The sequence below is a fragment of the Aeromicrobium sp. Leaf272 genome, from assembly GCF_001422865.1.
Taxonomy (GTDB): domain Bacteria; phylum Actinomycetota; class Actinomycetes; order Propionibacteriales; family Nocardioidaceae; genus Aeromicrobium.
In genome coordinates, this window is sequence record NZ_LMMY01000013.1 from 617,235 (window position 1) to 643,742 (window position 26,508).

The 26,508-nt window shown below is 72.7% G+C and carries 25 protein-coding genes; 22 read left to right on the plus strand and 3 right to left on the minus strand.

All coding sequences use genetic code 11. The features are described from left to right. Positions 1 to 59: 59 nt before the first annotated feature. Together pknB and ASF38_RS12260 are read right to left on the minus strand one after the other, a co-directional pair. Entirely contained in the window at positions 60 to 2,120 is a 2,061-nt protein-coding gene (gene pknB, locus ASF38_RS12255; protein ID WP_055965729.1) for a Stk1 family PASTA domain-containing Ser/Thr kinase, read from the minus strand. A gap of 127 nt (positions 2,121 to 2,247) precedes the next feature. Next, positions 2,248 to 3,204, minus strand: a complete 957-nt coding sequence (locus ASF38_RS12260; protein WP_235497671.1) for a polyprenyl synthetase family protein — start codon at positions 3,202 to 3,204, stop codon at positions 2,248 to 2,250. Between the two features lie 113 nt (positions 3,205 to 3,317). Between ASF38_RS12260 and metF the strand changes: the two genes are divergently transcribed. Further along, entirely contained in the window at positions 3,318 to 4,226 is a 909-nt protein-coding gene (gene metF / locus ASF38_RS12265; RefSeq protein ID WP_056576339.1) for a methylenetetrahydrofolate reductase [NAD(P)H], read from the plus strand. 7 nt (positions 4,227 to 4,233) lie between these two features. Here metF and ASF38_RS12270 read toward each other — a convergent pair whose 3' ends face one another. Beyond that, positions 4,234 to 5,502 carry an NAD(P)/FAD-dependent oxidoreductase gene (locus tag ASF38_RS12270; protein WP_056576342.1) on the minus strand — a complete coding sequence of 423 codons (1,269 nt, stop codon included), beginning with the start codon at positions 5,500 to 5,502 and terminating at the stop codon, positions 4,234 to 4,236. A 66-nt stretch (positions 5,503 to 5,568) separates the two neighbouring features. Here ASF38_RS12270 and ASF38_RS12275 point away from each other — a divergent pair, with 66 nt between their 5' ends. The 21 genes from ASF38_RS12275 (at position 5,569) to ASF38_RS12370 (ending at position 25,998) form a co-directional block, all read left to right on the plus strand. Then, positions 5,569 to 6,300, plus strand: a complete 732-nt coding sequence (locus ASF38_RS12275) for a methyltransferase domain-containing protein (protein ID WP_056555599.1) — start codon at positions 5,569 to 5,571, stop codon at positions 6,298 to 6,300. A gap of 23 nt (positions 6,301 to 6,323) precedes the next feature. Further along, on the plus strand, positions 6,324 to 6,707 hold the full coding sequence (locus ASF38_RS12280; protein WP_055965740.1) for a DUF3040 domain-containing protein: 384 nt from the start codon (positions 6,324 to 6,326) through the stop codon (positions 6,705 to 6,707). 387 nt (positions 6,708 to 7,094) lie between these two features. Continuing rightward, positions 7,095 to 7,544: a division/cell wall cluster transcriptional repressor MraZ gene (gene mraZ, locus ASF38_RS12285; RefSeq protein ID WP_250246796.1), complete on the plus strand. Its 450-nt coding sequence runs from the start codon at positions 7,095 to 7,097 to the stop codon at positions 7,542 to 7,544. Between the two features lie 164 nt (positions 7,545 to 7,708). Next, positions 7,709 to 7,840, plus strand: coding sequence for a hypothetical protein (locus ASF38_RS19480; RefSeq protein ID WP_255353829.1), 132 nt, complete (start codon positions 7,709 to 7,711; stop codon positions 7,838 to 7,840). After that, positions 7,837 to 8,829, plus strand: a complete 993-nt coding sequence (rsmH, locus tag ASF38_RS12290) for a 16S rRNA (cytosine(1402)-N(4))-methyltransferase RsmH (RefSeq protein ID WP_056576344.1) — start codon at positions 7,837 to 7,839, stop codon at positions 8,827 to 8,829. Before ASF38_RS19480 ends, rsmH begins: the two co-directional genes overlap by 4 nt. A 34-nt stretch (positions 8,830 to 8,863) precedes the next feature. Then, on the plus strand, positions 8,864 to 9,289 hold the full coding sequence (locus ASF38_RS12295) for a hypothetical protein (protein WP_056555604.1): 426 nt from the start codon (positions 8,864 to 8,866) through the stop codon (positions 9,287 to 9,289). Beyond that, positions 9,286 to 11,049, plus strand: coding sequence for a penicillin-binding protein 2 (locus ASF38_RS12300; RefSeq protein WP_055965747.1), 1,764 nt, complete (start codon positions 9,286 to 9,288; stop codon positions 11,047 to 11,049). Before ASF38_RS12295 ends, ASF38_RS12300 begins: the two co-directional genes overlap by 4 nt. Positions 11,050 to 11,308: 259 nt before the next feature. Beyond that, a complete protein-coding gene (locus ASF38_RS12305) occupies positions 11,309 to 12,829 on the plus strand; it encodes a UDP-N-acetylmuramoyl-L-alanyl-D-glutamate--2,6-diaminopimelate ligase (protein ID WP_235497675.1) in 1,521 nt (506 codons plus the stop codon). Continuing rightward, positions 12,826 to 14,181: a UDP-N-acetylmuramoyl-tripeptide--D-alanyl-D-alanine ligase gene (gene murF / locus ASF38_RS12310; RefSeq protein WP_056576347.1), complete on the plus strand. Its 1,356-nt coding sequence runs from the start codon at positions 12,826 to 12,828 to the stop codon at positions 14,179 to 14,181. Before ASF38_RS12305 ends, murF begins: the two co-directional genes overlap by 4 nt. 75 nt (positions 14,182 to 14,256) lie before the next feature. Beyond that, complete coding sequence (gene mraY / locus ASF38_RS12315; protein WP_055965751.1) at positions 14,257 to 15,321, plus strand: phospho-N-acetylmuramoyl-pentapeptide-transferase; 1,065 nt, start codon at positions 14,257 to 14,259, stop codon at positions 15,319 to 15,321. A gap of 28 nt (positions 15,322 to 15,349) precedes the next feature. Continuing rightward, positions 15,350 to 16,813, plus strand: coding sequence for a UDP-N-acetylmuramoyl-L-alanine--D-glutamate ligase (murD, locus tag ASF38_RS12320; protein WP_056576350.1), 1,464 nt, complete (start codon positions 15,350 to 15,352; stop codon positions 16,811 to 16,813). Between the two features lie 75 nt (positions 16,814 to 16,888). Further along, positions 16,889 to 18,124 (plus strand): putative lipid II flippase FtsW, encoded by a 1,236-nt coding sequence (ftsW, locus tag ASF38_RS12325; protein WP_055965755.1) that lies wholly within the window; start codon positions 16,889 to 16,891, stop codon positions 18,122 to 18,124. 3 nt (positions 18,125 to 18,127) lie between these two features. Further along, entirely contained in the window at positions 18,128 to 19,213 is a 1,086-nt protein-coding gene (gene murG, locus ASF38_RS12330; RefSeq protein ID WP_056576353.1) for an undecaprenyldiphospho-muramoylpentapeptide beta-N-acetylglucosaminyltransferase, read from the plus strand. Beyond that, positions 19,210 to 20,649, plus strand: coding sequence for a UDP-N-acetylmuramate--L-alanine ligase (murC, locus tag ASF38_RS12335; protein WP_056576357.1), 1,440 nt, complete (start codon positions 19,210 to 19,212; stop codon positions 20,647 to 20,649). Before murG ends, murC begins: the two co-directional genes overlap by 4 nt. Next, a complete protein-coding gene (locus ASF38_RS12340) occupies positions 20,646 to 21,371 on the plus strand; it encodes a cell division protein FtsQ/DivIB (protein ID WP_056555621.1) in 726 nt (241 codons plus the stop codon). The genes murC and ASF38_RS12340 overlap by 4 nt, the downstream gene beginning before the upstream one ends. A gap of 201 nt (positions 21,372 to 21,572) precedes the next feature. Beyond that, complete coding sequence (ftsZ, locus tag ASF38_RS12345; RefSeq protein WP_055965763.1) at positions 21,573 to 22,742, plus strand: cell division protein FtsZ; 1,170 nt, start codon at positions 21,573 to 21,575, stop codon at positions 22,740 to 22,742. A gap of 32 nt (positions 22,743 to 22,774) precedes the next feature. Continuing rightward, entirely contained in the window at positions 22,775 to 23,479 is a 705-nt protein-coding gene (locus ASF38_RS12350; RefSeq protein WP_056576360.1) for a polyphenol oxidase family protein, read from the plus strand. Positions 23,480 to 23,498: 19 nt separating this feature from the next. Then, positions 23,499 to 24,212, plus strand: coding sequence for a YggS family pyridoxal phosphate-dependent enzyme (locus tag ASF38_RS12355; protein ID WP_056576363.1), 714 nt, complete (start codon positions 23,499 to 23,501; stop codon positions 24,210 to 24,212). A gap of 62 nt (positions 24,213 to 24,274) precedes the next feature. Continuing rightward, complete coding sequence (locus tag ASF38_RS12360; RefSeq protein WP_055965768.1) at positions 24,275 to 24,769, plus strand: cell division protein SepF; 495 nt, start codon at positions 24,275 to 24,277, stop codon at positions 24,767 to 24,769. A 6-nt stretch (positions 24,770 to 24,775) separates the two neighbouring features. After that, on the plus strand, positions 24,776 to 25,075 hold the full coding sequence (locus ASF38_RS12365) for a YggT family protein (RefSeq protein WP_055965771.1): 300 nt from the start codon (positions 24,776 to 24,778) through the stop codon (positions 25,073 to 25,075). Positions 25,076 to 25,188: 113 nt separating this feature from the next. Continuing rightward, entirely contained in the window at positions 25,189 to 25,998 is an 810-nt protein-coding gene (locus tag ASF38_RS12370) for a DivIVA domain-containing protein (protein ID WP_055965773.1), read from the plus strand. The last annotated feature ends 510 nt before the right edge of the window (positions 25,999 to 26,508 follow it).

Sequence of the window (26,508 nt, forward strand, 5' to 3'; positions counted from 1 at the left end):
GCTGTGGGGTGCGTCGCCCTCGAGCCCGCGGGTGTGGATGCAGGCGCCCGACCGCGAGGTCAGACGTAGATCGTGACGGTCGAGCCGACCTTGGCCTCGCCCGAGCCGGGCTCCTGGAACACGACGCGGTCGGCCCCGGGGATGCGGTTCTTCACGTCGACCTTGAAGCCGGCCTTCTCGAGAGCGGCCACGGCCTCGGTGCGGGGGCGGCCCATGACGTCGGGGACGTCGACGTTCTCGGGCCCGCGGGAGACGACGATCGTGATCGTGTCGCCCTTGAAGCGGGTGCCGTCGGACGGGGACTGGCTGATGACCACGCCCTTGTCGACGTCGTCGGAGAAGCGCTGGGTCACGTTCACGTCGAAGGAGGCGTCCTCCAGCGCCTTCACCGCGTCGGCCTGCGACTTCCCGGTCTGGTCGACCACGTCGATCGGCTGGCGACCGCGACTCACGACGAGGTCGATCACGGTGCCGCGCTTGACCTGCTGACCGACCTTCTGGTCCACGGCGCGGACGATGCGACCCTCGGGGATCTTCTCGCTGTAGGCCTCGGTCACGTCGCCGACCTGCAGCGTCAGCTCCTCGAACGCGACGCGCGCCTGGTCCACGGTCTGTCCCTGGACGTTGGGGATCGCGTAGCGCTCCTTGCCCTTGGAGACCACGGCGTGGATCGTGTCGCCCGGCAGCAGGCGGTCGCCGGCCGCGGGGTCGGTGGAGAGCACCGTGCCGAGCGGGGCGGTCTCGGAGAAGGCTCGACGGGTGACGTCGAGCGTGAAGCCTGCGGCCTCGGCCTCCTCGGCGGCCTGGGCCTCCGCCTGGCCCACCAGCTGGGGCGTGTCGGCGTAGCGGCCCACGCCCAGCCAGTAGCCGAACGCGGCGAGCAGCAGTGCGGAGACGACCGCTGCGACCAGGAGCACGCGTCCGCGCCTGCTCGAACGGTCCTGGTCGCGGGACTGCTGGTAGTCCTCGGCGGTCATGGCGGGGTGGAGGCCCGGTGCCGCGGCGGCCGTCGCCGTCCGGCTGTCGGTCCACGTCTCGCTGCTCCACCGCATGGTGGGCTCGGCGCGCGCGACGACCTCGCCGGTCTCGCGGTCGACGAGCACGGTCTCGCCGCCGTCGTCGAGGTCACTCGCCTCGGCCGGCGTCATCGGGCCCGTGAGCTCGCCGTCCGGTGCCTCGTGCTCGAGGTCGACGGGACGGGTCGGCTCCTCGTCGGCGGCCATCGGACGGGGCCGCAGGTCGGCGGTCAGGTCGGGGTCGTCGTCGAGCCCCTCGGCCAGGGCGCGTTCGACGAGACGCACCTGCCGCAGCAGCACGCCGGCGTCCTGCGACCGCTGGGACCGGTCGCGGACGGTCGCGCGGGCGACCAGGGCGTCGACGTAGGGCGGGAGGTCAGGACGCACCGCCGACGGGGCGGCGATGTCCTCGTGCACGTGCTTGTAGGCCACCTGGATGGGGGAGTCGCCCGTGTGCGGCTTGGTGCCCGTGAGCATCTCGTAGAGCAGCGCGCCGCACGCGTACACGTCGGACCGTGCGTCGGCGCCCTCGTTGACCACGATCTCGGGCGCCAGGTAGGAGACGGTGCCGATGAGCGTCCCGCCGGTGGCGGTGGTCGCGGCGCTCACGGCGCGCGCGAGGCCGAAGTCGGCGACCTTGACCTCGCCGTCAGGCGTGATGAGGACGTTCTCGGGCTTGACGTCGCGGTGCACCAGGTGGGCCCGGTGGGCCGCCGAGAGCGCGGTGAGCACGTCGGCCAGCAGGTGCAGGGCTCGCAGGGGAGGCATCGGCGTCTCCGCGCGCATGACGTCGCGCAGGGTGCTGCCGGGGACGTACTCCATGACGAGGTAGGTGACGTCGCCGTCGCGCCCCTGGTCGAAGACCGCCACCACGCCACGGTGGTTCAGCTTGGCCGCGGCGCGGGCCTCGCGCTCGAAGCGCTGGGAGAACTCGTCGTCGTCGCCGAGGCCGGCGTGCATGACCTTGATCGCGACGGGGCGGTCGAGCCGCTCGTCGTGGCCGTGGAACACGCTGGCCATGCCGCCACGGGCGATCCGTTCGCCCACGCGGTAGCGACCGTCGAGGACGCGTCCGACGAGGGCGTCGTCGCGGATGACCGTCACGCCGGACCTCCTCACGTCCGCTCCCAGGGCCGGCTGACCCTGCGACGAGTGTAGAGAACGCCCGCGCGCCGGGCGTGCTCCGCCGCCCGTGTCCTGCCCCGCTGTTCGGCCCGGACCCCCTTGCGGGTCAGGAGGTGCGGCGGGTCGCGCTCAGGGCCAGAGGGCCGAGGACGGACCGGGCGTGGTCGCCGAGCGCGGTGATCGCGGCGTCGGCCTCGTCCTCGAGGCGCGCGATGTCACGCTCGACGGCCGCGAGGGCGCCCGTGCGCACCATCAGGTCCGTGAGCGGCTCCACCCCTTCGCGGGTGCCGAGGAGGCGGGAGAGGAGGGCGCGGTCGTCGTCGCTGCCGAGCTCGGTGGCCCGGGCGACGAGAACGGTGCGCTTGCCCTCTCGGAGGTCGTCCCCGGCGGGCTTGCCGGTGACCGCGGGGTCGCCGAAGACCCCGAGCACGTCGTCGCGCAGCTGGAAGGCCTGGCCGAGAGGCAGGGCGACGGCGCTCAGCCCGTCGATGAGGTCGGCGTCGGCGCCGGCGAGGGCCGCCCCGATGTGCAGGGGCCGCTCCACCGTGTAGGAGGCCGCCTTGAACCGCACGATGGTCATGGCCTCCTCGACCGTCACGGTCGGACGGGTCTGGGCGAGGACGTCGAGGTACTGGCCCGCCACGACCTCGGACCGGCACAGGTCGAGGAAGTGCAACGCCTCCGGGACGCGCGGCAGGCCGGACGAGCGCAGCTGCTCGTCGGCCCACGACAGCATCAAATCGCCCAGGAGCACCGCCGTCGACAGGCCGAAGCGCTCGGCGTCCCCCACGGCGTCCTGGCCCCCGGCCCGGTGCTGCGCCTCGAAGGCACGGTGGACGCTGGGGTTCCCTCGGCGGGTGTCCGAGCCGTCCATGAGGTCGTCGTGCACCAGCGCGCTGCCCTGCAGCCACTCCAGCGAGGCGGAGGCCGTGACCACCGCGGGGTCGTCGGGGTCACCACCTGCCACCAGCCAGCCCGCCCGGCAGAACGCCGCCCGCAACCGCTTGCCCCCGGCCACGAACGAGGTCGCCGCGTCGAGGAAGGGGGCCAGGTCGGGGCCCACCGAGACGAGGGCCGCGCGCCGATCGTCGCCGAAGCGAGAGAGCTCACGTGCGACGTCGTCCCGAAATCGGTCAAGGTCGGCTGCTCCCACCGTTCGGACGATACCGTTGGCCCGTGACTGACGGTCCTGCGCCCACGTCCTCGCGATCGCTTCTCGAGGACCTCCGCCACCCACGCCCGTGCGTGTCGTTCGAGTTCTTCCCGCCGAAGGACGATGCGGGCGAGGAGGTGCTGTGGCGCACCATCGCCGACCTCGAGCCGCTCCAGCCCACGTTCGTCTCGGTGACCTACGGGGCCGGTGGCACGAGCCAGGAGCGCACGGTGCGGGTGACGTCGCGCATCGCCGAGCAGTCCCGCATCCGCGCGATCGGGCACCTCACCCTCGTGGGGCAGAGCCGCGCGGAGATCGAGCAGGTGCTCAAGCAGTACGCGAGCGCCGGCATCCACCACGTCCTCGCGCTGCGCGGCGATCCGAAGGGTGGCCCGCGGGAGCCCTGGGAGCCGCACCCCGGGGGCATGGACCACGCCATCGAGCTGGTGGAGCTGGCACGCGACCTGGGTGACTTCTCGATCGGCGTCGCGGCCTTCCCCGAGGGCCACCCCGATGCCGGGGGCCGCGACCCGGACGCCGACGTCCTGGTCGCCAAGCACCGGGCGGGCGCGGAGTTCGCGATCACGCAGTTCTTCTTCCGCGTGCAGGACTACGTCGACCTCGTCGAGCGCACGCGGGCGCGAGGCAGCAACCTGCCGATCGTGCCGGGCATCATGCCGATCCTGAACTTCGGCCAGGTCGCGCGCATGGCCGAGCTCTCGGGGGCGGAGATCCCGCGCGAGGTGCTCGACGTCATCGAGCCGGTCGCCGACGACAAGGACGCCGTGCGCACGCGCGGCATCGAGCTCGCGACCCAGCTGTGCCGCGACCTGCTGGCTGCCGGTGCCCCCGGGCTGCACTTCATCACGCTCAACCGGTCCAAGGCGACGCGCGAGATCTTCGAGACCCTGCGGGGCGAGGGCCTGGTCTGAGGTCTCCTCAGGGGGCGGGACGACGGGGCACGGGACCGAGACGTTCGGCCAGGGCCTCGGTGGCCAGGCCGATCTCCTCGAGGGAGCCGCCCGGGTAGGCGTGGGCCCCGGCCATGAGCAGACCCGGTGGCAGGCGCGGCCCCGGTCGCTCGAGCATCGTGCGCCAGCCCCTCCACTGCCAGCCCCAGTGGCCGAGACGCACCAGATCGGCCGGCCGCAGGTCGTGGCGCTCGACGACGTGCTCGCGCAGGTCGACGCCCACGCGGACGAGTGCGACGAGGGGGTCCTCGGCGTTGTGGTGCGTGATCGTCCAGCAGCCGGGCGAGGACTCCCACAGCTGCATGGGCGGGTCCGAGTGGATCGCCACGTCCCGGGGGAGGTCGGGGGCGTCCGCCGCCAGGCGGACCAGCGTGCGGTGCGCCGGGATCCGCGGGTGGAGCGTCGGCTCCGGCAGGCCGTCGGGCCACCACGGCGCGCACCAGGCGACGACGTCGGCCTCGACCGGACCGCCGTCGGTGGTCACGCCGGTCACGGACCCCCGGTCGCGGGTGATCCCCGAGGCCGCGGTGTGCAGGCGGACCTCGACCCGACGCTCCTGCAGGCGGGTCGTCAGGGCGTCGGCCAGCGCGGGCATCCCACCGTCGACGGCCCACCGCCCGAAGCCCCTCTCCACGTGGTGGACGACGGCTGCGGCGGCGGGCACCAGGCGGGGGTCGTCGCCGGCCAGGACCACGGGGTCCAGCACGATGCGCCGCAGCTGCCGGTCGTCGAGGACCCGCTGGGTCTCGCGACGCAGCGTGCGCCGCGCCTCGAGGATCCGGCGGGTGGAGCGGTCGAGCGCGTCCTCGTCCGGGACCTGGTTGAGCAGACGTCGGCGCACCGTGTCCCAACGGTCCGACATCGTGTCGAGCCAGGGGCTCCACGGGTCGACCCCGAAGGCCTCGACGAAGGCGTCGACCTGGCCCGACCGTCGGCCCATGGGCAGGTCCATCACCGTTCGGTCGGCGAACACGTGGCGTCGCCCGGGGACGGTCTCGATGGTCAGTGCGGCGTCCAGGGGGCGGCCGGACTTGCGGAACAGGTCCCGCAGCACCCCCGGGAGGGTGAACGTGTCGGGGTCGAGCTGCCACACGCCGTCACCGACCCGGTGACCGCGCAGACGACCGCCGAGCCGGTCGGAGGCCTCGAGCAGCACCACCTCGTGCCGCAGCTTCGCGAGACGCGCCGCGAGCGAGGTGCCGGCGAAGCCCCCGCCGACCACCACGATCCTCGCCATGCCCGCACCCTAGGTCATGCGCGAGGAGCCTCGGTGCGGACCGAGGCGCTGTGACACAGTGGCGCCATGCGTCCGGTGCGTCAGGAGATCATGTGGCAGGCGGTCCTCGACGCGATCGCGGCCGTGCCGGGGGAGGGCCCCTTCGACGTGCTCGACGTCGGAGGAGGAACCGGCGGTGACGCCGTCCGCCTGGCGGCGCTGGGCCACCGGGTGACCGTCGTGGACCCCAGCCCCGACGCCCTGGCGTCCCTCGGTCGTCGGGCCGCCGAGGCCGGCGTCGAGGACCACGTGGTCGGCGTCCTGGCCGACACCTCCGACCTGGGCGAGCACGTCGCCGCCGCCTCCACCGACCTCGCGGTCCTGCACGGCGTGCTCGAGTACGTCGACGATCCCGCGGAGGCCCTGGCCGCGGTGGCCGGCGTCCTGCGCCCGTCGGGCGTGGTGAGCGTGGTCGTGGCCGGACGGCCGGCAGCGGTGCTCGCCCGCGCGATCACCGGTGACTTCGACGGTGCCGCCACGATCCACGGCTCGACGGCGCCGACCTGGGACCTGCGCGCCCAAGGGCCTCGGCGGTACGTCGAGAGCGAGCTCGCGGCCGAGCTGGAGGGAGCCGGGTTCGCCCTCTCCTCCGTGTCGGGACTGCGGACCTTCGCCGACCTCGTGCCCAGTGCGGTGGTCGACACCGAGCCTGGCGCGCGGGAGCGGCTGTACGCTCTCGAGCGACTCGTCCGGTCGTCCAGCGAGTTCTCAGGGATCTCGGGTGGTCTGCACACCATCGCCCGCCTAGACTTGACGTAGTTCCACCTGACCAGGAGGCCCCCGTGCCACTCTCCGACGAAGAAGCCCGCCTGCTCCAGCAGCTCGAGCAGTCCCTTGCGGCCGAGGATCCCGACTTCGCCTCGACGCTGCGCGGGTCCAAGCAGGCGGCGCGCAACCGCAAGATCGCCGTCCTGGCGGGCCTCGGCTTCCTGGTGGGCCTGGGCGTCATGTTCGCCGGTGCGGTCACCGCCACCACCTGGCTCGGTGTCGCCGGGTTCCTCGTGATGCTGGTCGGCGCCTACTTCTTCGTCACGGCCTGGCGCCACGGTCTGGCCGCGTCGCCCGACGCCGCGCCCTCGCGCCCGTCCTCGCCCAAGCCCTCCGGGTCGTTCGTCGACCGCATGGAGGAGCGCTGGCAGCGTCGCCAGGAGGGCGACGACCTCTGACCCACCCGAGCCCGCGACGCTGAGTCGCCGGCCCTCGCACCACCACCCGACGCCGGGTCCCGCACACGCGGGGCCCGGCGTCGTCGTGCGTGCGGGGTCTCGTGCGTCCTCGAGCGGGCGTCGGGGCCCATGCGCCCTCCGTGGGGGCCGATGTCGCTCCACCACGCTCCACCACGCGCCCCGGGTCGGCGCGCTTCCCGGTGCAGGGCTGCAATCCCAGCGCCGGACCGTCCTGGTGTCGGGGGAGAGGGCGGGCGGAAAGGTGCCGCGAAACCAGGCGAATCGGCTTGACGGTGGTGGAGTGTGGGGTACTGTGGTGCGAAATGGAGCATTCGTGGCGCGGTGGTCGCACCACGGGGCACGTCGCAGAGGGCGAGGTGGAAGGAGGTGGGCATCGATGCGAACAACTTCTTCGGCACCTACACGCCGCGTCTGGACGACAAGTCCCGCCTGTTCCTGCCCGCCAAGTTCCGCCCCCGGCTCGAGGGCGGCATCGTGCTGACCCGCGGCCAGGAGAACTGCATCTACGGCTGGACGACCGACTCGTTCAGCGCGTTCACCGACCGCATCCGCGAGACGCCGTTCACGAACCGCGAGGCCCGCAACTTCGTGCGCATGCTCTACTCCGGGGCCTCCTCGGAGGTGCCGGACAAGCAGGGACGCATCTCCATCCCGCCGGTGCTCCGCAGCTGGGCCGGGCTCGAGCGCGACGTCGCGGTGGTCGGGGCCATGGACCGCCTCGAGATCTGGGACGCCCGTCGCTGGGACGAGTACTCCTCGTCGCAGGAGGAGCAGTTCTCCGACATGTCGGACGAGGTGATGCCCGGCATCTTCTGACCACGCCCGCAGGGTCCGACCTCCGGCTGTCCGGTCCTGGCATCACTTCCCCGGTGCCAGAGCCGTACGGACGGGGATCAGGCCACACGGTCTCCACCACCCCGCTCCACGTCCAGCACGACCACCCCGCCACACCCCGACCCTCGAGCGCCCGAGGAGGTGCCATGAACCAACGACGCCGTGTCCGCCACGAGGTCGCCGACGCTGCCGTGCTCATGGCCTTCTCCGCCGGCGTGTCCGTGGCGATCGCCGTGGTGCTGGGCGTCGTGGTCGCGCTGACGGCAGGCGCCTCGTGACGACCGAGGAGCCCGGCGGGCCCGACGCCCGCCACGTCCCCGTCCTGCTCGACCGCGTGCTCGACCTGCTGGCCCCGGCCATCGAGTCGGACGCCACGACGGGCTCGGGCGGACGGACCCCGGTCGTCGTCGACGCGACGCTGGGCCTCGGCGGGCACACCGAGGCGATGCTGCGCCGCTTCGAGCACCTGCGGATCGTCGGGGTCGACCGCGACACCGAGGCGCTCAGCCGCGCTCGCGCCCGTCTCGCGGAGTTCGAGGACCGGGTCACCTACGCGCACGCGGTGTACGACGAGCTGCCCGAGGTGCTCGCCGACGCCGGCCTGCGCCACGTCGACGGCGTGCTCTTCGACCTCGGCGTCTCGTCGATGCAGCTCGACCTCGCCGACCGCGGCTTCGCCTACGCGCAGGACGCGCCTCTCGACATGCGGATGACGCCGGGCGTGGGCATGACGGCCGCCGACATCCTGAACACCTATCCCGCGGACCGGCTCGCCCGGGTGCTGAGGGTCCACGGCGAGGAGAAGTTCGCCAAGCGCATCGCCGAGGCCGTCGTCGCCGCCCGGGACACCGAGCCGTTCACGCGCAGCGCTCGCCTGGTCGACCTCGTCCGCGACAGCATCCCCGCCGCGGCGCGACGCACCGGCGGCCACCCCGCCAAGCGCACCTTCCAGGCGCTGCGCATCGAGGTCAACGACGAGCTCGCGGTCTACGCCCGGGCCCTGCCGACCGCCCTCGACGCGCTCACCGTCGGTGGCCGGGTCGTCGTGCTGGCCTACCACTCGCTCGAGGACCGCATCACCAAGCGGGCCCTGGCCGAGGTCACCACCCTCAAGGTCCCGCACGGCCTGCCCGTCGTCCCCGCCGAGCTGGAGCCGCGGTTCCGTCAGCTCACACGGGGTGCCGAGCAGGCGAGCGACGCGGAGTCCGCGGAGAACCCGCGTGCCCGCTCGGTGCGGCTGCGGGCCGTGGAACGGACCGCGGCATGAGGGGACACGACCTGGCGAAGGGGGAGGGAACGGCATGAGCACGATGCACGCGGCACGTCCGCGCCAGAGGACCACACGGCAGGCTCGACCCACGAGCCTGCCGCTGCGTCTCGTCGCGCCCGTGCGCAGCCGCGCGAGCCGGGCCCCCTTCGTCGTGGTCGTGCTGACGGTGCTCGGAGCGGGACTCGTGGGTCTGATCCTGCTGAGCACGGTCCTGCAGGCCCAGGCCTTCGAGATCGCCCGACTGTCGACCCGCGCCGACGCCCTGGGCGTCCAGCAGCAGGAGCTGCGCCGCGAGGTCGACCGCCTCCAGGCGCCGGCCGCGCTCGCCGAGCGAGCCATCCGCCTCGGGATGGTGCCCAACGCCAACCCGGCCTTCCTGCGGCCCAGCGACGGCGAGGTCATCGGTGACCCGGAGCCGGCGGAACCGCGCAGCAACGTGACGAGGGTGGACCGATGAAGCGCCAACGACTGACCCGCTCCCGGCTGCGCATCAGCCTCGTGCTGGTGGTGACGCTGTTCTGCCTCTTCGGCGTCCGGCTGTTCTGGATCCAGGGGCTCGACGCCCAGGCCTACGCGGCCATGGCGCGCCAGGCCGGCACGCACACGACGACCATCCCGGCCCCGCGCGGCGACATCCTCGACCGCAACGGCGAGGTGATCGCCACGAGCGTGGACGGTCTGACCCTCACCGCCGACCCGACGATGACGGCGGACAAGGCGCCCAAGATCGCCCGCATCCTCGTGACCTCGCTCGGCGAGGACCGGATCGACTACTTCGAGACGATCGAGAAGCTGCGCACCCCGAAGACCCAGTACGTGGTCCTCGAGAAGAACCTGCCCGCGGCCAAGGCCGACAAGGCGTTGAAGGCCGTCCGCAAGGCCGGACTGACCGGCGTGTTCGGCGAGAGCGTGACGCTGCGCAGCTACCCGGGAGGGAAGCTGGCCGCGAACCTCGTCGGCTACATGAGCCAGACCAAGGAGTCCGACAAGCCGGTCGGCGTCCAGGGCATCGAGCGGCAGTACGACGACCTGCTCACCGGCAAGGACGGCTCGGCCACCTACGAGGTGTCACCGAGCGGTCAGCGCATCCCCATGGCCGACAGCACCGTCGTCGAGATGGAGCCCGGCCAGGACGTCAAGACCACGATCGACCGGGACCTGCAGTGGTACGCCGACCAGCGGCTGGCCGACGCGGTGCGCTCGTCGAGCTCGGACTGGGGGCTCGCCATCACCATGGACGTGCGGACCGGACAGGTCGTCCAGCTCTCCCAGGCGCCGACCTTCGACCCCGAGACGCCCTCGACCCGCAACGACGGGAACACCGTCTCGCGCTTCGTCCAGACCGTGTACGAGCCGGGCTCGGTGCTGAAGACCGTCACCATGGCGGCGCTGGCCGACCAGGGCAAGATCACGCCCGAGACCCAGATCAAGGTCCCCGGCAGCATGACGATCGACAAGTACCCGATCGGCGACTACTGGAAGCACGGCACGATCAACCTGACCGCGGCCGGCGTCATCGCGAAGTCGTCCAACCTCGGCACGATCGTCGCGGCCCAGCAGATGAACAACCAGACCATGCACGACTACTTCCGGAAGTTCGGCTTCGGCGTCGGCTCCGGCGTGGAGCTGCCGGGCGAGTCCAAGGGCATCCTCAAGCCGGCCGCCGAGTGGACCAAGGCCAACCACGCCACGATCTCGTTCGGCCAGGGCATCTCGGTCACCGCGCTGCAGGTGGTGCGAGCCGTCGGCGCCATCGCCAACGGAGGCGTCATGGTCGACCCGTCGGTCGTCAGCGGGTACGTGGACCAGGAGGGCACCACCACCAAGTCGCGGGAGACGCCCACCCGACGGGTGGTCTCCAAGAAGGCTGCCGCCCAGGTCACCCGCATGATGGAGGCCGTCACGGCCGACGACGGCACCGCCCCCGCCGCGCAGATCCCCGGCTACCGCGTCGCGGGCAAGACGGGCACCGCCTGGCGCGTCAACCCCGTCACGGGACGCTACGTGCGCGGGCAGAACACCGTCTCCTTCATCGGCTTCGCCCCGGCCGACGAGCCCCGGTTCGTCACCTACGTCGTCCTCGACAAGCCCTTCAGCAACGCCGGCGGTGGCTCCACCGCCGCCCCGGTCTTTCACGACATCATGTCGATGGCCCTCGAGCGCTTCGGCGTCACGCCGACCGGGTCGAAGTCCCCGAAGGTCGAGCAGGAATGGTAGGCGGGGCGCGCTCGTTCCTCGCGCTCTGGCGCGATCCGCTCGCTGGCGCTCGCTCCTCGCTGTCCGCCTCGGCTGCGCTCGCTGGCGCTCGCTTGCCGTTGGAGGTGGGTTCCCCGTCCGCTGGCGCTCGCTTGCCGTTGGTGGTGGGTTCCTGGCTCGCGGGTGCTCGCTTGCTGGTGGCGGCGGCTACCGCACGGTGGGGGTGGAACGGGTTCCGGGGCGGGGTGAGGAGATGGCGGGGACTCGCTACGTTGGAATCGTGACGGACTCCGACGGCTCCACGGCGATCATGCGGACCCGGCCCAGGGAGGTTCGGGCGCTCACCCTCGCGGACGTGGCCGACCACCTCGGCGTGCCGGGGCCCGGGACGCCCGCGGACGCCACGGCGGTCACGGGCATCACGCTCAGCACGCGCACGGTGCGGCCCGGCGACCTCTACGCGGCCCTGCCCGGCGGCCGCGCGCACGGGGCCGACTTCGTCGACTCCGCCGAGACGGCAGGTGCGGTCGCCGTCCTGACCGACGCCGAGGGCGCGTCCCGCCTCTCCACGCTGCCCACGATCGTCGTGGACGGACCCCGGTCGCGACTCGCCGAGCTCAGCGCCTGGTTCCACGACCACCCGACCACGGCGTTCACGACCCTCGGCATCACCGGCACGCAGGGCAAGACCACCAGCACCTACCTGGCCGAGTCGGCCGTCGGCGCCGCCCGCAGCGCGGTCGTCGGCACCATCGGGACCCGGGTGCGGGGGATCGCGGCCGACTCGGCGCTGACGACTCCCGAGGCACCGGACCTCCAGGCGCTCTTCGCGGTGATGCGCGAGGAGCAGGTCGAGCTCTGCGCGATGGAGGTCTCCAGCCACGCCCTCGTGCAGGGTCGCGTCGACGGCTTCGCCTTCGACGTCGCCACGTTCCTCAACCTCGGACGTGACCACCTCGACTTCCACCGCGACCTCGACGAGTACTTCGCGGCCAAGGCGAGCCTGTTCACCCCCGAGCACGCCCGGCGCGCCGTCGTGAACGTCGACGACGAGCACGGCCGACGCCTCGTCGAGCTGACCTCCCTGCCGGTCACGACCTTCTCGACGGAGGGACGGGTCGCCGACTGGCGCGCGGCCAACGTGCGCCCGCACCGCCTCGGGACGGACCTGGAGGTCCTCGGCCCCGACGGCCTGGAGCTGGAGCTGCACGTCCCCCTGCCCGGCGTGTTCAACGTCGCGAACGCCCTCGCGGTCATCTCGTCGCTCGCGACGGTGGGCCACGACCCGGCCGCGCTCGCCGCCGGCATCGAGACCAGCCGGGGCGTCCCCGGCCGCATGGAGCGGGTCGAGGCCGGCCAGAGCTTCACGGCCGTCGTCGACTACGCGCACAAGCCCGACGCCGTCGAGGCGGTCCTGACGGCCCTTCGGCCGGTCACCGCTGGCCGGCTCGTCGTCGTGATCGGCGCCGGCGGCGACCGGGACCACGGCAAGCGTCCGCTCATGGGCGAGGTCGCGGCCCGCTACGCCGACCTCGTGGTGGTCACCGACGACAACCCCCGCACCGAGGACCCTGCCGCGATCCGCCGTGCCGTGCTCTCCGGAGCCTCCGGTGGCGCTGCCACGGTCGTCGAGGTTCCGGGACGTCGCGACGCGATCGCCCACGCCGTGTCCGTCGCCGAGCTCGGCGACACCGTCGTGGTGGCGGGCAAGGGACACGAGCAGGGCCAGGAGGTCGGCGACGTGGTCCACCCGTTCGACGACCGGGACGTGCTGCGTGCCCTCATCGAGGAGCACGCATGATCCCGATGAGCCTCTCCGCGGTGGCCCGGGTGGTCGACGGCGTGGTGCACGGCGACGGCGACGTGGTGGTCACCGGTCCGGCCACCCTCGACTCGCGTGCGGTCGAGGGCGGCGGCCTCTTCGTCGCCCTGGCCGGCGAGCACGTCGACGGCCACGACTTCGTCCAGTCCGCGCTCGACGGAGGAGCGGTCGCGGTCCTCGGGTCCCGGCCGGTCGAGGCACCGACCGTCGTGGTCGACGACGTCACGGTCGCGCTCGGACGTCTGGCGCGCCACGTGGCCGACGAGATCGACGCCGAGGTCGTCGCGATCACCGGGTCGCAGGGCAAGACCAGCGTGAAGGACCTCGTCGCCCACCTGCTGGGTCGCGCGGGCCCGACCGTGGCGACGGCCGGCAACTACAACAACGAGCTCGGCGTCCCGATCACGGTCCTGCGGGCCGACCACGACACCCGCTACCTGGTGGTCGAGATGGGCGCCCGTGGGGTCGGGCACGTCGCCCGGCTGTGCGGCATCGCGCCGCCGGACGTGGCGGTCGTGCTGAACGTGGGCAGTGCGCACGTGGGTGAGTTCGGGTCGGTCGACAACATCGCCGTGGCCAAGGGCGAGATCGTGGAAGGTCTGCAGCCCGATGGCGTCGCGGTGCTCAACGCCGACGACGCGCGGGTCGCCGCCATGGCGGCGCGCGTGCCGGCCGGTGCCGCCGTGGTGCGGTTCGGCCGGACCGCCGACGGCCCCGACGACGTGCGCTTGGACGACGTCCACGTCGATGGGCGCGGCGAGCCGGACGTGACGCTCTCACGGGCAGGCCGACGCTGGACGACCCACGTCCCGCTGCCCGGTGCCCACCAGGGCCTCAACCTCGCGGCCGCCGTTGCGGTCGCCGCTGCCCTCGACCAGCGGGTCGACGAGCAGGTGCTCTCGGACTACCGCTCCGCCAGCGCCCAGCGGCTCCAGCGGCTCGAGCGGTCCGACGGCGTCGTCGTGCTCGACGACTCCTACAACGCCAACCCCGAGTCGGTGGTCGCCGCGATCGAGACGCTGCGGACGATCGACGCCACGCGCAGGGTCGCGGTCCTGGGGGAGATGCTCGAGCTCGGCGCCGAGGCCCACCTCCGGCACGTCGAGGTCGGCCGTGCGGCGGCCGACGCCGGTCTCGATCTCGTGCTGGCCGTCGGCCAGGGGGCCCGCGGGGTCGCCGAGGGCGCCGGTGCGCAGGCCCGCGAGGTGCCCGACGTCGACGTGGCGCTCACCACACTCCGCGCGTGGCTCGAGCCGGGAGACGTCGTGCTCGTGAAAGCATCGAGGGGAGCGCGCCTCGAGCGCGTCACGGCAGGACTCCTCGACGCCTGACCGGCATACTCGTGCACGACCCTGAGCCCGCCCACGTCCCCCCACCCCCCGAACCGCCGAGAGGATCCCGCCCCCATGCTCGCCGTCCTGATCGCCGCAGCCCTCGCCCTCGTCGGCACCCTCCTGGGCACCCGTGTGGCCATCCGGGTGCTCGTCAAGAAGGGCTACGGCCAGCTGATCCGCGACGACGGACCGACGTCGCACCACGTCAAGCGCGGCACGCCCACGATGGGCGGCACGGTGATCATCCTCGCGTCGCTCGTCGCCTACGCCGTCGCGAAGCTCGTGACCGGCTACGCGCCGAGCGCGTCGGCGATCCTGCTGCTGTTCCTCTTCGCCGGACTCGGCCTCATCGGCTTCCTCGACGACTACATCAAGATCTCCAAGCAGCGCAGCCTCGGGCTGCGCAGCAAGGCCAAGATGATCGGCCAGGTGCTCGTGGGCCTGGTCTTCGCGATCCTCGCCATCGGCTGGGAGGACGAGAACGGCCGCACCCCCATCTCGCACGCCATCTCGTTCACGAGGGACATCCCTGGGACCCAGCTGCCCACCGTGCTGCTCGTCGTGTGGGTGCTGCTCATGATCGCGGGGGCGAGCAACGGCGTGAACCTGACCGACGGCCTCGACGGCCTCGCGACCGGTGCCTCCGTCATGGTCTTCGGCGCCTTCATCATCATCAACGTCTGGCAGTACAACCAGAGCTGTGCGACGGAGGACGTCCTCGGCTGCTACGAGGTGCGGGACCCCCTCGACCTCGCCGTCGTGGCGGCCGCCATCACGGGCGCCTGCTTCGGCTTCCTGTGGTGGAACGCCTCCCCGGCCAAGATCTTCATGGGCGACACCGGCTCGCTGTCGCTCGGCGGCGCGATGGCCGGCTTCGCCCTCATGACCCGCACCGAGCTGCTGCTCGTGATCATCGGCGGCCTGTTCGTCGCCATCACCGCGTCGGTCATCCTGCAGGTGGCCTACTTCAAGGCCACCGGCGGCAAGCGGATCTTCCGCATGGCACCGCTGCAGCACCACTTCGAGCTGCTCGGCTGGGCCGAGATCACCATCGTGGTCCGCTTCTGGATCATCAGCGGCCTCTGCGTCGCGGCCGGGCTCGGCGTCTTCTACTGGGAATGGCTCGCCCGCCTGTGAGCGCGGCACCCACCACGGACGTGGTCGCATGAGTGCCGCGGAGCGTCCCGACGTCGGGTCCCTCGGCCGCGACGACGACTGGTCCGCCGTGCGCGCCGTGGTCACCGGCTTCGGCGTGAGCGGGTTCGCCGCCGCCGACACCCTGCAGCACCTCGGTGCCCACGTGGTCGTGCTCGACGAGAGCGCGCCCGCCCCGGGCTCGGCCCAGGAGGAGCGGGCCACGCTGCTGGACACGCTGGGGGTCGACCTGCGGCTGCGTGCCGGCAGCACGGCCGAGCTGCCCGACGACGTCGACCTGGTCGTCACCTCGCCGGGCTGGCGTCCGGAGGCTCCGGTCCTGCGGGCGGCCGCCGACCGTGGGCTCCCGGTGTGGGGCGAGGTCGAGCTGGCCTGGCGGCTGCGGGCCGCCGACGCGCCGCCCTGGCTGTGCGTCACCGGGACCAACGGCAAGACCACCACCGTGCAGATGCTCGAGTCCATCCTGCGTGCGGCGGGCCTGCGCAGCGCCGCGGTCGGCAACGTCGGCCGCCCCGTGCTCGAGGCGGTCATGGACCCTGAGCCGCTCGACGTGCTGGCGGTCGAGCTGTCGAGCTTCCAGCTGCACTGGAGCGACTCGATCGCGGCCGAGGCCGCCGCGGTGCTCAACGTCGCCGATGACCACCTCGACTGGCACGGCTCGCTGGACGAGTACGCCCGCGCCAAGGGCCGCGTCTACGAGAACGTCGAGAAGGCGTGCGTGTACGCGGTCGAGGACCCCACCACCGAGCAGCTGGTCCGCGACGCCGACGTGCAGGACGGCGCCCGCGCCATCGGGTTCACGCTCGGGGTCCCCGCTCCCGGCATGCTCGGCGTGGTCGACGGCCTGCTCGCGGACCGTGCCTTCGCGCCCGACCGTCAGACCAGCGCCGCCGAGCTGGGCTCGGTGAGCGACCTGCCCGACGACGCACCCCACACCGTGGCCAACGCCCTCGCGGCAGCCGCCCTGGCCCGCGCCCACGGCGTCGAGGCCCGCGCCGTGCGCGACGGGCTGCGTGACTTCCGGCCCGGGCCGCACCGCTCCGAGCTGGTGGCCGAGATCGGCGGCGTCCGCTACGTCGACGACTCCAAGGCGACCAACCCGCACGCCGCGCTCGCGTCGCTGCGGGGGGTCCCGTCGGCCGTCTGGATCGCCGGGGGACTGGCGAAGGGTGCGCGCTTCGACGACCTCGTCGAGGCCGTCGCCGATCGGCTGCGCGGCGTGGTGCTCATCGGTGCCGACCGTGCGGTCGTCGCCGAGGCGCTGGCCCGACACGCGCCGGATGTGCCCGTGACGGAGGTCCTGGCCGGGGAGGATGAGCTCATGGACGACGTCGTCGCGGCTGCTGCAGCCATGGCCCGCCCCGGTGACTCGGTGCTGCTGGCCCCCGGATGCGCGTCCATGGACCAGTTCCGTGACTACGCCGCCCGAGGCGACGCGTTCGCCGCGTCGGTGCGACGGCTCCCCGGAGCGTGAGCGACTCATGAGCAGAGGCGTGAGCACTCATGAGCAGAGGCGTGAGCGACTCATGACCAGCGACGTGAGCGGCCGATGAGCACGACCGATCGCCGCCCGGCCCCCGGCGCAGGCGCCGGAGGTCCGATGAGCGGTGCCCAGCGCCTGCTCGACCGGCCCCTCGCGTCGTACCAGCTGGTGCTCGGGACCACGGCCCTGCTGCTCGGGCTCGGCCTGATCATGGTGCTCAGCGCGAGCTCCGTGCTGTCGCTGCAGGTGTACGGAAACTCCTTCGCGATCGTGCAGCGCCAGCTCGTGCTGGCCGTCGTGGGCCTGGTCGGCGCCTACCTCGTGACCCGGCTGCCGCTCGCGACCCTGCGCAAGCTCATCCTGCCCGGGCTCGTCGTGTCCATCGGCCTGACGCTCGCCACGTTCATCCCGGGCGTGGGCGTGGAGGTGAACGGCAACACCAACTGGATCCCGGTCGCGGCGGGCTTCCGGCTGCAGCCGTCGGAGTTCCTCAAGCTCGCGCTCGTGCTCTGGATCGCCGACCACTACGCGCGCCGGCAGAAGCACCTGGACACGCCGCGCCTGATCCTGCTGCCCATGCTCATCGTCGCCGGAGCGTGTGCCGCGCTCGTCGTGGCGCAGAACGACCTCGGCACGGCGCTCGTCCTCTTCGCCGTCATCGTCGGCATGCTCTGGGTCGCCGGACTGCCAGGACGCTACCTCGGCGCGATCGTGGCGTTCGTCGGCGTCCTGTGCGTGTTCTTCGTCGCCACCGCGCCGCACCGCGTGGCGCGCATGCTGAGCTTCCTCAACCCGCTCGCCGACCCGGACAAGGACGGCTACCAGGCCGTCCACGCGATGATGGGGTTCGCACGGGGCGGCTTCGGCGGCGTCGGTCTCGGCGGCAGCCGGCAGAAGTGGGGCTCCCTTCCCGAGGCGCACACCGACTTCATCCTGGCCGTCGTCGGCGAGGAGCTCGGCCTGCTGGGCAGCCTCGTCGTCCTCGTCCTGTTCGTGCTGCTCGCCGTCGCGGGCGTGCGGATCGCCACGCGCAGCCGCGATCCCTTCGCTCGCTACGCCGCGGCCGGCATCACCGTCTGGATCACCGCGCAGGCCATGATCAACATCGCCATGGTGCTGGGTCTGCTCCCGGTCATCGGCATCCCGCTGCCGCTGCTCTCCTACGGCGGCTCGAGCGTGCTGGTCACCCTCGTGGGCTGCGGCGTCCTGCTGAGCTGCGCCACGACGGAGCCGGGGGCCAAGCGCGCCCTCGCCGCCAGCAAGGCCCGTCGCGCCCGACGCAACGCAGCCAGGAGGCGATGAGCGGTGCGCGCCCTGCTCGCCGGCGGTGGCACCGCCGGCCACACCTCGCCCCTGCTCGCCACGGCGGCCGTCCTGCGCGACGAGGGCGTGGACGTCACCTGTCTCGGCACCCCTCGTGGTCTGGAGACCACGCTCATCCCGGAGGCCGGGTTCCCGCTCGAGCTGGTGCCTCCGGTGCCGCTGCCCCGACGTCCCGGGATCGCCATGCTCCGGGTGCCCGGCCGTCTCCGCGCCGCCGTCGCCCAGACGCAGGACGTCTTCGAGCGCGTCAAGCCGCACGTGGTCGTGGGGTTCGGCGGCTACGTGTCGGTGCCGGCCTACCTCGTGGCCCGGCGGATGCGCATCCCCCTGGTGGTGCACGAGGGCAACGCCAAGCCCGGCATCGCCAACCGGCTCGGAGCGCGCTTCACGACGCACGTGGCCACCAGCTTCCCCGACACGCCGCTGCGGCACGGGCGCTACGTCGGCCTGCCGATCCGGCGCCAGATCTCCGGGCTCGACCGCGCGGCCTCGCGTGCGGAGGGCCGCGCGCACTTCGGGCTCGACCCGGACCGTCCGACCCTCCTCGTCACGGGCGGCTCGCAGGGTGCCCGACGCATCAACCACGCGGTCAGCGGAGCTGCGCGTGACCTCGCCGAGGCCGGCATCCAGGTGCTGCACGCCGCGGGTCGTCCCGACGAGGTGGTGCTCGACCGTCCGGCAGGCGCCCCGCCCTACGTGGTGGAGCAGTACATCGACCGGATCGACCTCGCCTACGCCGCGGCCGACCTCGTGGTGTGCCGCGCCGGCGCCAACACGGTCAGCGAGGTCGCGGCCGTGGGCCTTCCCGCGGCGTTCGTCCCGCTGCCGATCGGCAACGGTGAGCAGGCGCTCAACGCCCACCCCGTGGTCCAGGCCGGGGGCGGGCTGCTGATCGACGACGAGGCCATGACGCCGTCGTGGGTCGACCACGTGGTCGTCCCGCTCGTGCAGGACACGGAGCGCCTGGCCGCGATGTCGGCGGCCGCGCGCGACCTCGTGCCGCGCGACGCCGACGTCCGCCTAGCCCGCATGGTGGTCGCCGCGGCCGGACGGCAGCTGGGCCGATGAAGGTCCCCTTCCCCGACGCCGTGCCCGGACCCGACGGGCTGGGCCGCGTGCACCTGGTCGGCATCGGCGGCGCCGGGCTCTCGGCGATCGCCCGTCTCATGGCGCAGCAGGGGGTGTCGGTCAGCGGCAGCGACGCCGCCGACACCGACGTCGTCCGGGCCCTGCGGTCGGAGGGCATCACCGTGCACGTCGGTCACGCGGCCGAGCACGTGGCGGGCGTCGACACCGTGATCGTCTCGACCGCGGTCCGCGAGGACAACCCCGAGGTCGTCGCCGCCCGCGCGGCCGGCGCGCGCCTCTGGCCCCGGTCGGCCGGGCTGCGCTCGGTGATGTCCGGCCGTCGGACCGTCGCCGTGGCGGGCACCCACGGCAAGACCACCACCACCGCGATGCTGACGTGCGCCCTGGCGGGCGCGGGCGCGGAGCCGTCCTTCGCGATCGGCGCCGAGGTCGCGAGCCTCGGCACGAACGCCCGGCTCGGCGCGGGACACCTCCTCGTCGCCGAGGCCGACGAGAGCGACGGCGCCTTCCTGCACTACGAGCCCGCCGTGGCCGTCGTGACCAACGTCGACGCCGACCACCTGGACACGTGGGGCACCGAGGAGGCCTACGCCGCCGCCTTCGACGAGTTCGTCGGCACCGTCGCGGAGCTGCTCGTCGTCGGCGCCGACGACCCCGGCGCCGCCGCCCTCGTCGCGGTCGGGCGGGCTCGCGGCCTCGACGTGGTGACCACCGGCATCGACCCGTCGACGCAGGACCCCGACCACCCCGACGACGAGCTGAGGGCCCGCGACGTCCGTGTCGTCGAGGGCGCCACCACCTTCCTCGTCGACGGCATGGGCCTGTCCGGCCTGCCGGTGCAGCTGGCCGTGCCCGGTGCGCACTACGCCCAGGACGCCCTGCTGGCCCTGGCTGTCGGCCTGCGCCTCGGACACCCGGCCGACGCCCTCGTGGCCGGCCTGGCCACGTACGGGGGAGCCCGACGCCGCATGGAGCGGCTCGGCGCCGTCGACGGCGTCACGGTCTACGACTCGTACGCGCACCATCCCACCGAGATCCGCGCCGACCTGGCGGCCGCCCGGTCGCTCGCCGGAGACGGTCGCCTCGTCGTCGTCTACCAGCCGCACCTGGTGAGCCGCACCCGTCGCTACGGCGCCGAGATGGGGCAGGCCCTCTCGTCCGCCGATCGCGTGGTGGTGGCCGACCTGTACCTCGCGCGGGAGGATCCCGATCCCGCCGTCACGGCCGCGCTCGTGGTCGACGCCGTCCACGGACCGCCGGCGTCGGCCGGTGGACCGGTGGAGTCGGTGCACGCGGCGCTCCTGCCCGAGCTGGGCGACGGCGACCTCGTGCTCACCCTCGGGGCCGGCGACGTCACCACGGTCGGACCGCGCATCCTCGAGGGTCTGCGGACCCGCGAGGCGTCGGGAGCATGAGCGAGGAACGGTTCGCCCTCCGGCGCCGACAGGACCGCCGTCGGCGCCTGCTGCGCTGGCTGGGGGGAGTGCTGGGCGTCGCCGCCGTCGTCGGGCTCGTGTGGGTGATCTGGTTCTCGGACCTGCTCGGTGTCCGCACGGTGCAGGTCGAGGGGCTCAGCACGTTGAAGCCGGAACAGGTGCGCACCGCGGCCGACCTGACCCCCGGTACCCCGCTCGCGCGGGTGGACACGTCGGCCGCTGCGGCCCGCGTGGCCAGGCTCGAACGCGTCGAGCACGTCGAGGTCGAGCGCAGCTGGCCGCGCACCGTCACGGTGGTCGTCACCGAGCGGACAGCGGTGGCCTGGACGAGGGTCGACGGCCGGATCCGGGCCCTCGACCGGTTCGGCGTGGACTTCCGGACCCTGTCGAAGGAGCCGAAGGGACTGGTGGAGGTCGCCACGACCGCCACGGAACCACGGCAGCGCCAGCTGGCGCTCGTGGCCGCGGCGTCGGTGGTCTCCCGACTCAGGGCCGACGCGCCCTCCCTCATGGAGCTCGTGCAGTCGGTCGACGCGCCGAGCCGTGACGCCGTCACCCTGGACCTGACGAAGGGCCGCACGGTCACGTGGGGGAGCGCGGCCAAGCCGGAGCAGAAGGTCCGGGTCCTCGAGGCCCTGCTGCGGATCGACGCGACCGGGTACGACGTGAGCGCGCCCGAGCAGCCGACCACGCGCCAGTAAGTCCGGCCGTCGGCCTCGGGAGGGGACACGGACGGCAACGAACCGGCGACACGCGGCGTGTCTGCGAGGTGGCCGTCGCGGTCGCGCGTAGCGTGAGCGTCAGACAGCAGGTTGACATAACTATAACCCTGTCGTTCACGTTAAGACTTACAACCTCACCGGCTCCACAGCTCGGCTCACCTCTCCTGAAAGGCATCGCACATGGCGGTCCAGAACTACCTCGCCGTGATCAAGGTCGTCGGCATCGGCGGCGGCGGCGTGAACGCCGTGAACAGGATGATCGAGGTCGGCCTCAAGGGCGTCGAGTTCATCGCGATCAACACCGACGCGCAGGCGCTGCTCATGAGCGACGCCGACGTCAAGCTCGACGTCGGCCGTGACTCGACCCGCGGACTCGGCGCCGGCGCCAACCCCGACATCGGCAAGCGCGCCGCCGAGGACCACGCGGAGGAGATCGAGGCGGCCATCAAGGGCGCCGACATGGTCTTCGTCACCGCGGGCGAGGGCGGCGGAACCGGCACCGGTGGTGCGCCGGTCGTCGCCCGCATCGCGCGCTCCCTCGGTGCCCTGACGATCGGCGTCGTCACGCGCCCGTTCACCTTCGAGGGCCGCAACCGCTCCGGGCAGGCCGACGCCGGCATCCAGGCGCTGCGCGAGGAGGTCGACACCCTCATCGTCATCCCGAACGACCGGCTGCTGTCGATCAGCGACCCCAACGTGAGCCTGCTGGACTCGTTCCGCCAGGCCGACCAGGTGCTGCACCAGGGCGTCTCGGGCATCACCGACCTGATCACCACGCCGGGCCTGATCAACCTCGACTTCGCCGACGTCAAGTCCGTCATGTCCGACGCGGGCTCGGCCCTCATGGGCATCGGCTCGGCGCGCGGTGAGCAGCGCGCGGCGGTCGCCGCCGAGATGGCCGTCTCCAGCCCGCTGCTCGAGGCGTCGATCGAGGGGGCCCGTGGGGTCCTGCTGTCGATCGCCGGCGGCTCCGACCTCGGCCTGTTCGAGATCAACGAGGCGGCCGGCCTGGTCGCCGACGCCGTGGACCCCGAGGCCAACATCATCTTCGGTGCCGTCATCGACGACGCCCTGGGCGACGAGGTCCGGGTGACCGTGATCGCGGCCGGGTTCGACGGCGGCGAGCCGAAGTCGCGCGACTCCTCCCAGCCGGCGCTGCTCAAGGAGCAGGGTGCCCAGGAGCAGGCCGCCACGCCTCCTCCCACGGCCGAGACCTACACCGGCGGCAAGTACTCCGCGTCCACGCAGGCCGACCCGGTGCCGTCGGGCGACCCCCGCTCCGTGCCGGCCCGCGAGCCGCGCGAGGTGCCCTACGGTGACGACCTCGACATCCCGGACTTCCTGCGCTGAGCAGGTCGGACGCGGGCGGTAGCGTCGACGACGTGTTCTTCCATCGCGACGCCTCGCTCGACTGGGCCAGGGTCGGGTTCACCGATGCCTCGACCGACCTGGGGCGCACGGACGACCCCGAGCACGTCGCCACGCGTCGTCGGGTGGCCGAGGCGCTGTGGGACGACGCGGGGTCTGACGAGACGCTTGCCGTCGCCTCGATGCGGCAGGTGCATGGGGCGGACGTCGGCCGGGTGACGCACCGAGGGTCGGGCTCGCAGACCGCCGACGCGCTCGTGACACATGACTTCGACGTGGCGCTGGTGGTCCGGGTCGCCGACTGCACCCCGGTCGTGCTGGCGCACCGGGCGGAGCCCCTGGTCGGCGTCGTGCACGCCGGGCGTGAGGGCCTCGTCCGGGGAGTCGTCCCAGCGGCGGTGGCTGCTATGGACCCGGGGCACGCGCACCTCCTCCACGCCTGGGTGGGCCCACGCGCCTGTGGACGCTGCTACGAGCTGCCGGAGGACATGGCCGACGCCGTCGAGTCCGCCGTGCCGGGCACCCGGTCCACCACCTCGTGGGGGACGCCCGCGGTCGACGTCGGAGCCGGCGTGGTCTCCCAGCTGCGGGAGCTCGGCGTGACCGTGCACGACATCGGCCGCGACGCGTGCACGATCGAGGACGACCGCTTCTGGTCCCACCGCCGCCAGGGTGACCGGGCAGGCCGCATGGGCGCCGTCGTCGTCCTGCGTCACTGATCGAGGAAGAGGGAGTGCCATGAGCCGTCACGACGAGCTGGCCGCCAACCTGGCCGAGGTGCGCGAGCGGGTCCACGCCGCGTGCGCCGCTGCCGGCCGTGCGCCGGAGGAGGTGACCACGATCGTGGTCACCAAGACCTACCCGGCCTCCGACGTCGCGCTGCTGGCCGAGCTCGGCGTGACCGACGTGGGGGAGAACCGACACCCCGAGGCCGGCGACAAGCGAGCCGAGCTCGACGACCTCCTCGCCGACGGCGTCACCGCGCCACGCCTGCACTTCGTCGGGGGCCTGCAGACCAACAAGGCCGGGGCGGTCGCGCGCTACGCGGACGTGGTGCAGAGCGTCGACCGGGCCAAGCTGGCCCGATCCCTGTCCCGTGGGGCCGAGGCGGCCGAGCGTGACCTCGAGGTGCTGCTCCAGGTCGACTTCGACCTCGCCGACCCCGGCCGCTCCGGCACGGCGCCCGCCGACGTGGCGGCCCTGGCCGACCTGGTGGCGGAGCTGCCCCGGTTGAGCCTGCGTGGGCTGATGACCGTCGCGCCCCTCGGCGTGCCGCCGCGGCCGGTGTTCGAGCAGCTGCGTGAGCTCGGTGACACGGTGCGCGCGACCCACCCGGGCGCGGACGTCGTGTCGGCCGGCATGAGCGGCGACTTCGAGGACGCCGTCGCCGCGGGCGCGACACACCTGCGAATCGGGCGCGCGGTCCTGGGGGAGAGGGCAACTCTCCGGTAATCTCACCAGTGTCGTTCACGACACTTCGACCACCCCGCTCACCTGCAAACCACGGAGACATCATGGCTGGCGCAATGCGAAAAGTCGGCGAGTACCTCGGCCTGGTCGAGCAGGCCGAGTACGACGAGTTCGACGACGAGCCCACCGGACCGATCGCCGTCCGTCGCGACGACGAGCGCAGCGCCGCCGTCGTGCGCACCCCGGAGCGTCGGGCCCAGGTCGCGTCGATCGACGAGCACCGCCGCGCGCCCCGCGCCGTCGAGCCGGCGCCGTCGATGCTCGCGCGCATCGAGACGGTCACGCCGCGCACGTACAACGACGCCCGCACCGTGGGCGACCACTACCGGTCCGGCGTGCCGGTCATCATGAACCTCTCCGAGATCGACGACGACGACGCCAAGCGCCTGGTCGACTTCGCCGCCGGCCTCGTCTTTGCCGTGCATGGCACGATCAACCGTGTCACCGCCAAGGTCTTCCTGCTGTCGCCCGAGAACATCGAGGTGACCGACGAGGACAAGCAGCGCATCGCTGCGGGCGGGTTCTACAACCACGGCTAGGGAGACATGGCACTGAACTCCATCGGGCAGGTCATCTCGTTCGTCCTGCTCGTCTGCATCCTCGTGCTGCTCGCGCGGTTCATCCTGGACTGGGTCCAGCTGTTGGCCCGGTCCTGGCGCCCCAGCGGCGTCGTGGCCGTCCTCTGCGAGGGCATCTACACCGTCACCGACCCGCCGCTGCGCGTGGTGCGTGGCGTGATCCCGCCCATCCGTCTGGGTGGCGCGGCGCTGGACCTCTCGCCGATGATCCTGCTGGTCGTCATCTACATCCTGCAGGCGATCGTCAACCGCACCATGGTGCAGTGACGCGCCGGTGGATCCCGTTCGACTGGGACGGGTGTGGCAGCAGTGAACGGTGACCGAGTACGGTGGGTCAGAACCACAGATCTTGCGACGAAACCACGACACGAGGTGAACTCATGCCCCTGACGCCAGAGGACGTGCGCAACAAGCGCTTCACTCCGGTACGTCTCCGCGAGGGTTACGACATGGGCGAGGTGGACCAGTTCCTCGACGAGGTCGAAGCCGAGCTGGAGCGACTCACCGTCGAGAACGAGGAGCTGCGCGCCAAGGTCGCCGCTGCCTCGACCGGCGAGCCCACCGGCCTGATCCCGGCGATCAAGCCCGAGCCGACGCCGCAGCCCGTGGCCGCCGAGCCCGAGCCCGAGCCGACTCCCGAGCCCGAGCCGGAGCCGGTCGTCGAGAAGAAGCCCGAGCCCGAGCCGGAGCCCACTCCCGCGCCCGTCGTGGCCGCTGCGCCCGCGCGCAACAGCATGGGTGATGCATCCTCGGCTGCGGCCCGACTGCTGGAGATCGCGTCCAACAACGCGGACCAGCTGATGGACCAGGCCAAGGAGGAGGCCGACCGCATCGTCGGTGAGGCCCGCACCAAGGCCGAGCGCCTGACGAACGAGTCGCGCGGCAAGGCCGACCGGCTCGAGACCGACGCCCGCATCCGCGCCCAGAAGCTCGACGACGAGACCAACGAGCGTCGCCAGCAGGCCGTCGCGGCCATCGAGCGGGAGCGCTACGAGCTCCAGCGCGAGGTCGAGCACCTGCGGGCTTACGAGCGTGAGTACCGGGCCCGGCTCAAGAACTACTTCCAGAGCCAGCTCGACCAGCTCGCGGCCAACGAGAACACCCCGGCCCCGGCGCAGAACCAGAACGACGGCTCGCCCCGTCGTCTCCGCTCGCTGCTCGGCGACGAGGACAGCAACGCCTCGCTCTGAGTACCAGCCACCACGCAGGGCCCGCCACCGTCACGGTGGCGGGCCCTCGTGCGTCGCCGGGTCGGTGGCGAGGCTAGGTGTCGTCGGCCTGCGCGTCGCTTGCTGCTCGGGGTGCGGCCCTGCGGCTACGTCGCCCCGGGGTGGGTCTTCGTTCACTGCTGCGTCGCTGTCGGTGGGCCGTCACCTGCTGCACCGCTGTGGGTGGGTCTTCCCGTGCCGCTGCGTTGCTGTGACCCCGAGGCGGGTCGTTCTCCGAAAGGGCCTCGACCGGAGCAGGACGCCGGGGTCGGGCGAGCTCGCGGGGCGCGGCCACGATTCTCCATCTGTGCGGGATCCGCGCACGGTTCTTCCTTCGCGTGGACCGTGCCTCGCGAAGGAAGAATCGTGGCGACGAAAAGGAGCCCGTAGGGGCAGTGATTCTCCCTTCTCGTGGACCGTCCCACGCAGAGGGAGAATCCCTGCCCACCCGCCTCGCCGTAGCCCCCGCCGGACGCAGGATTCTGCGTTCGC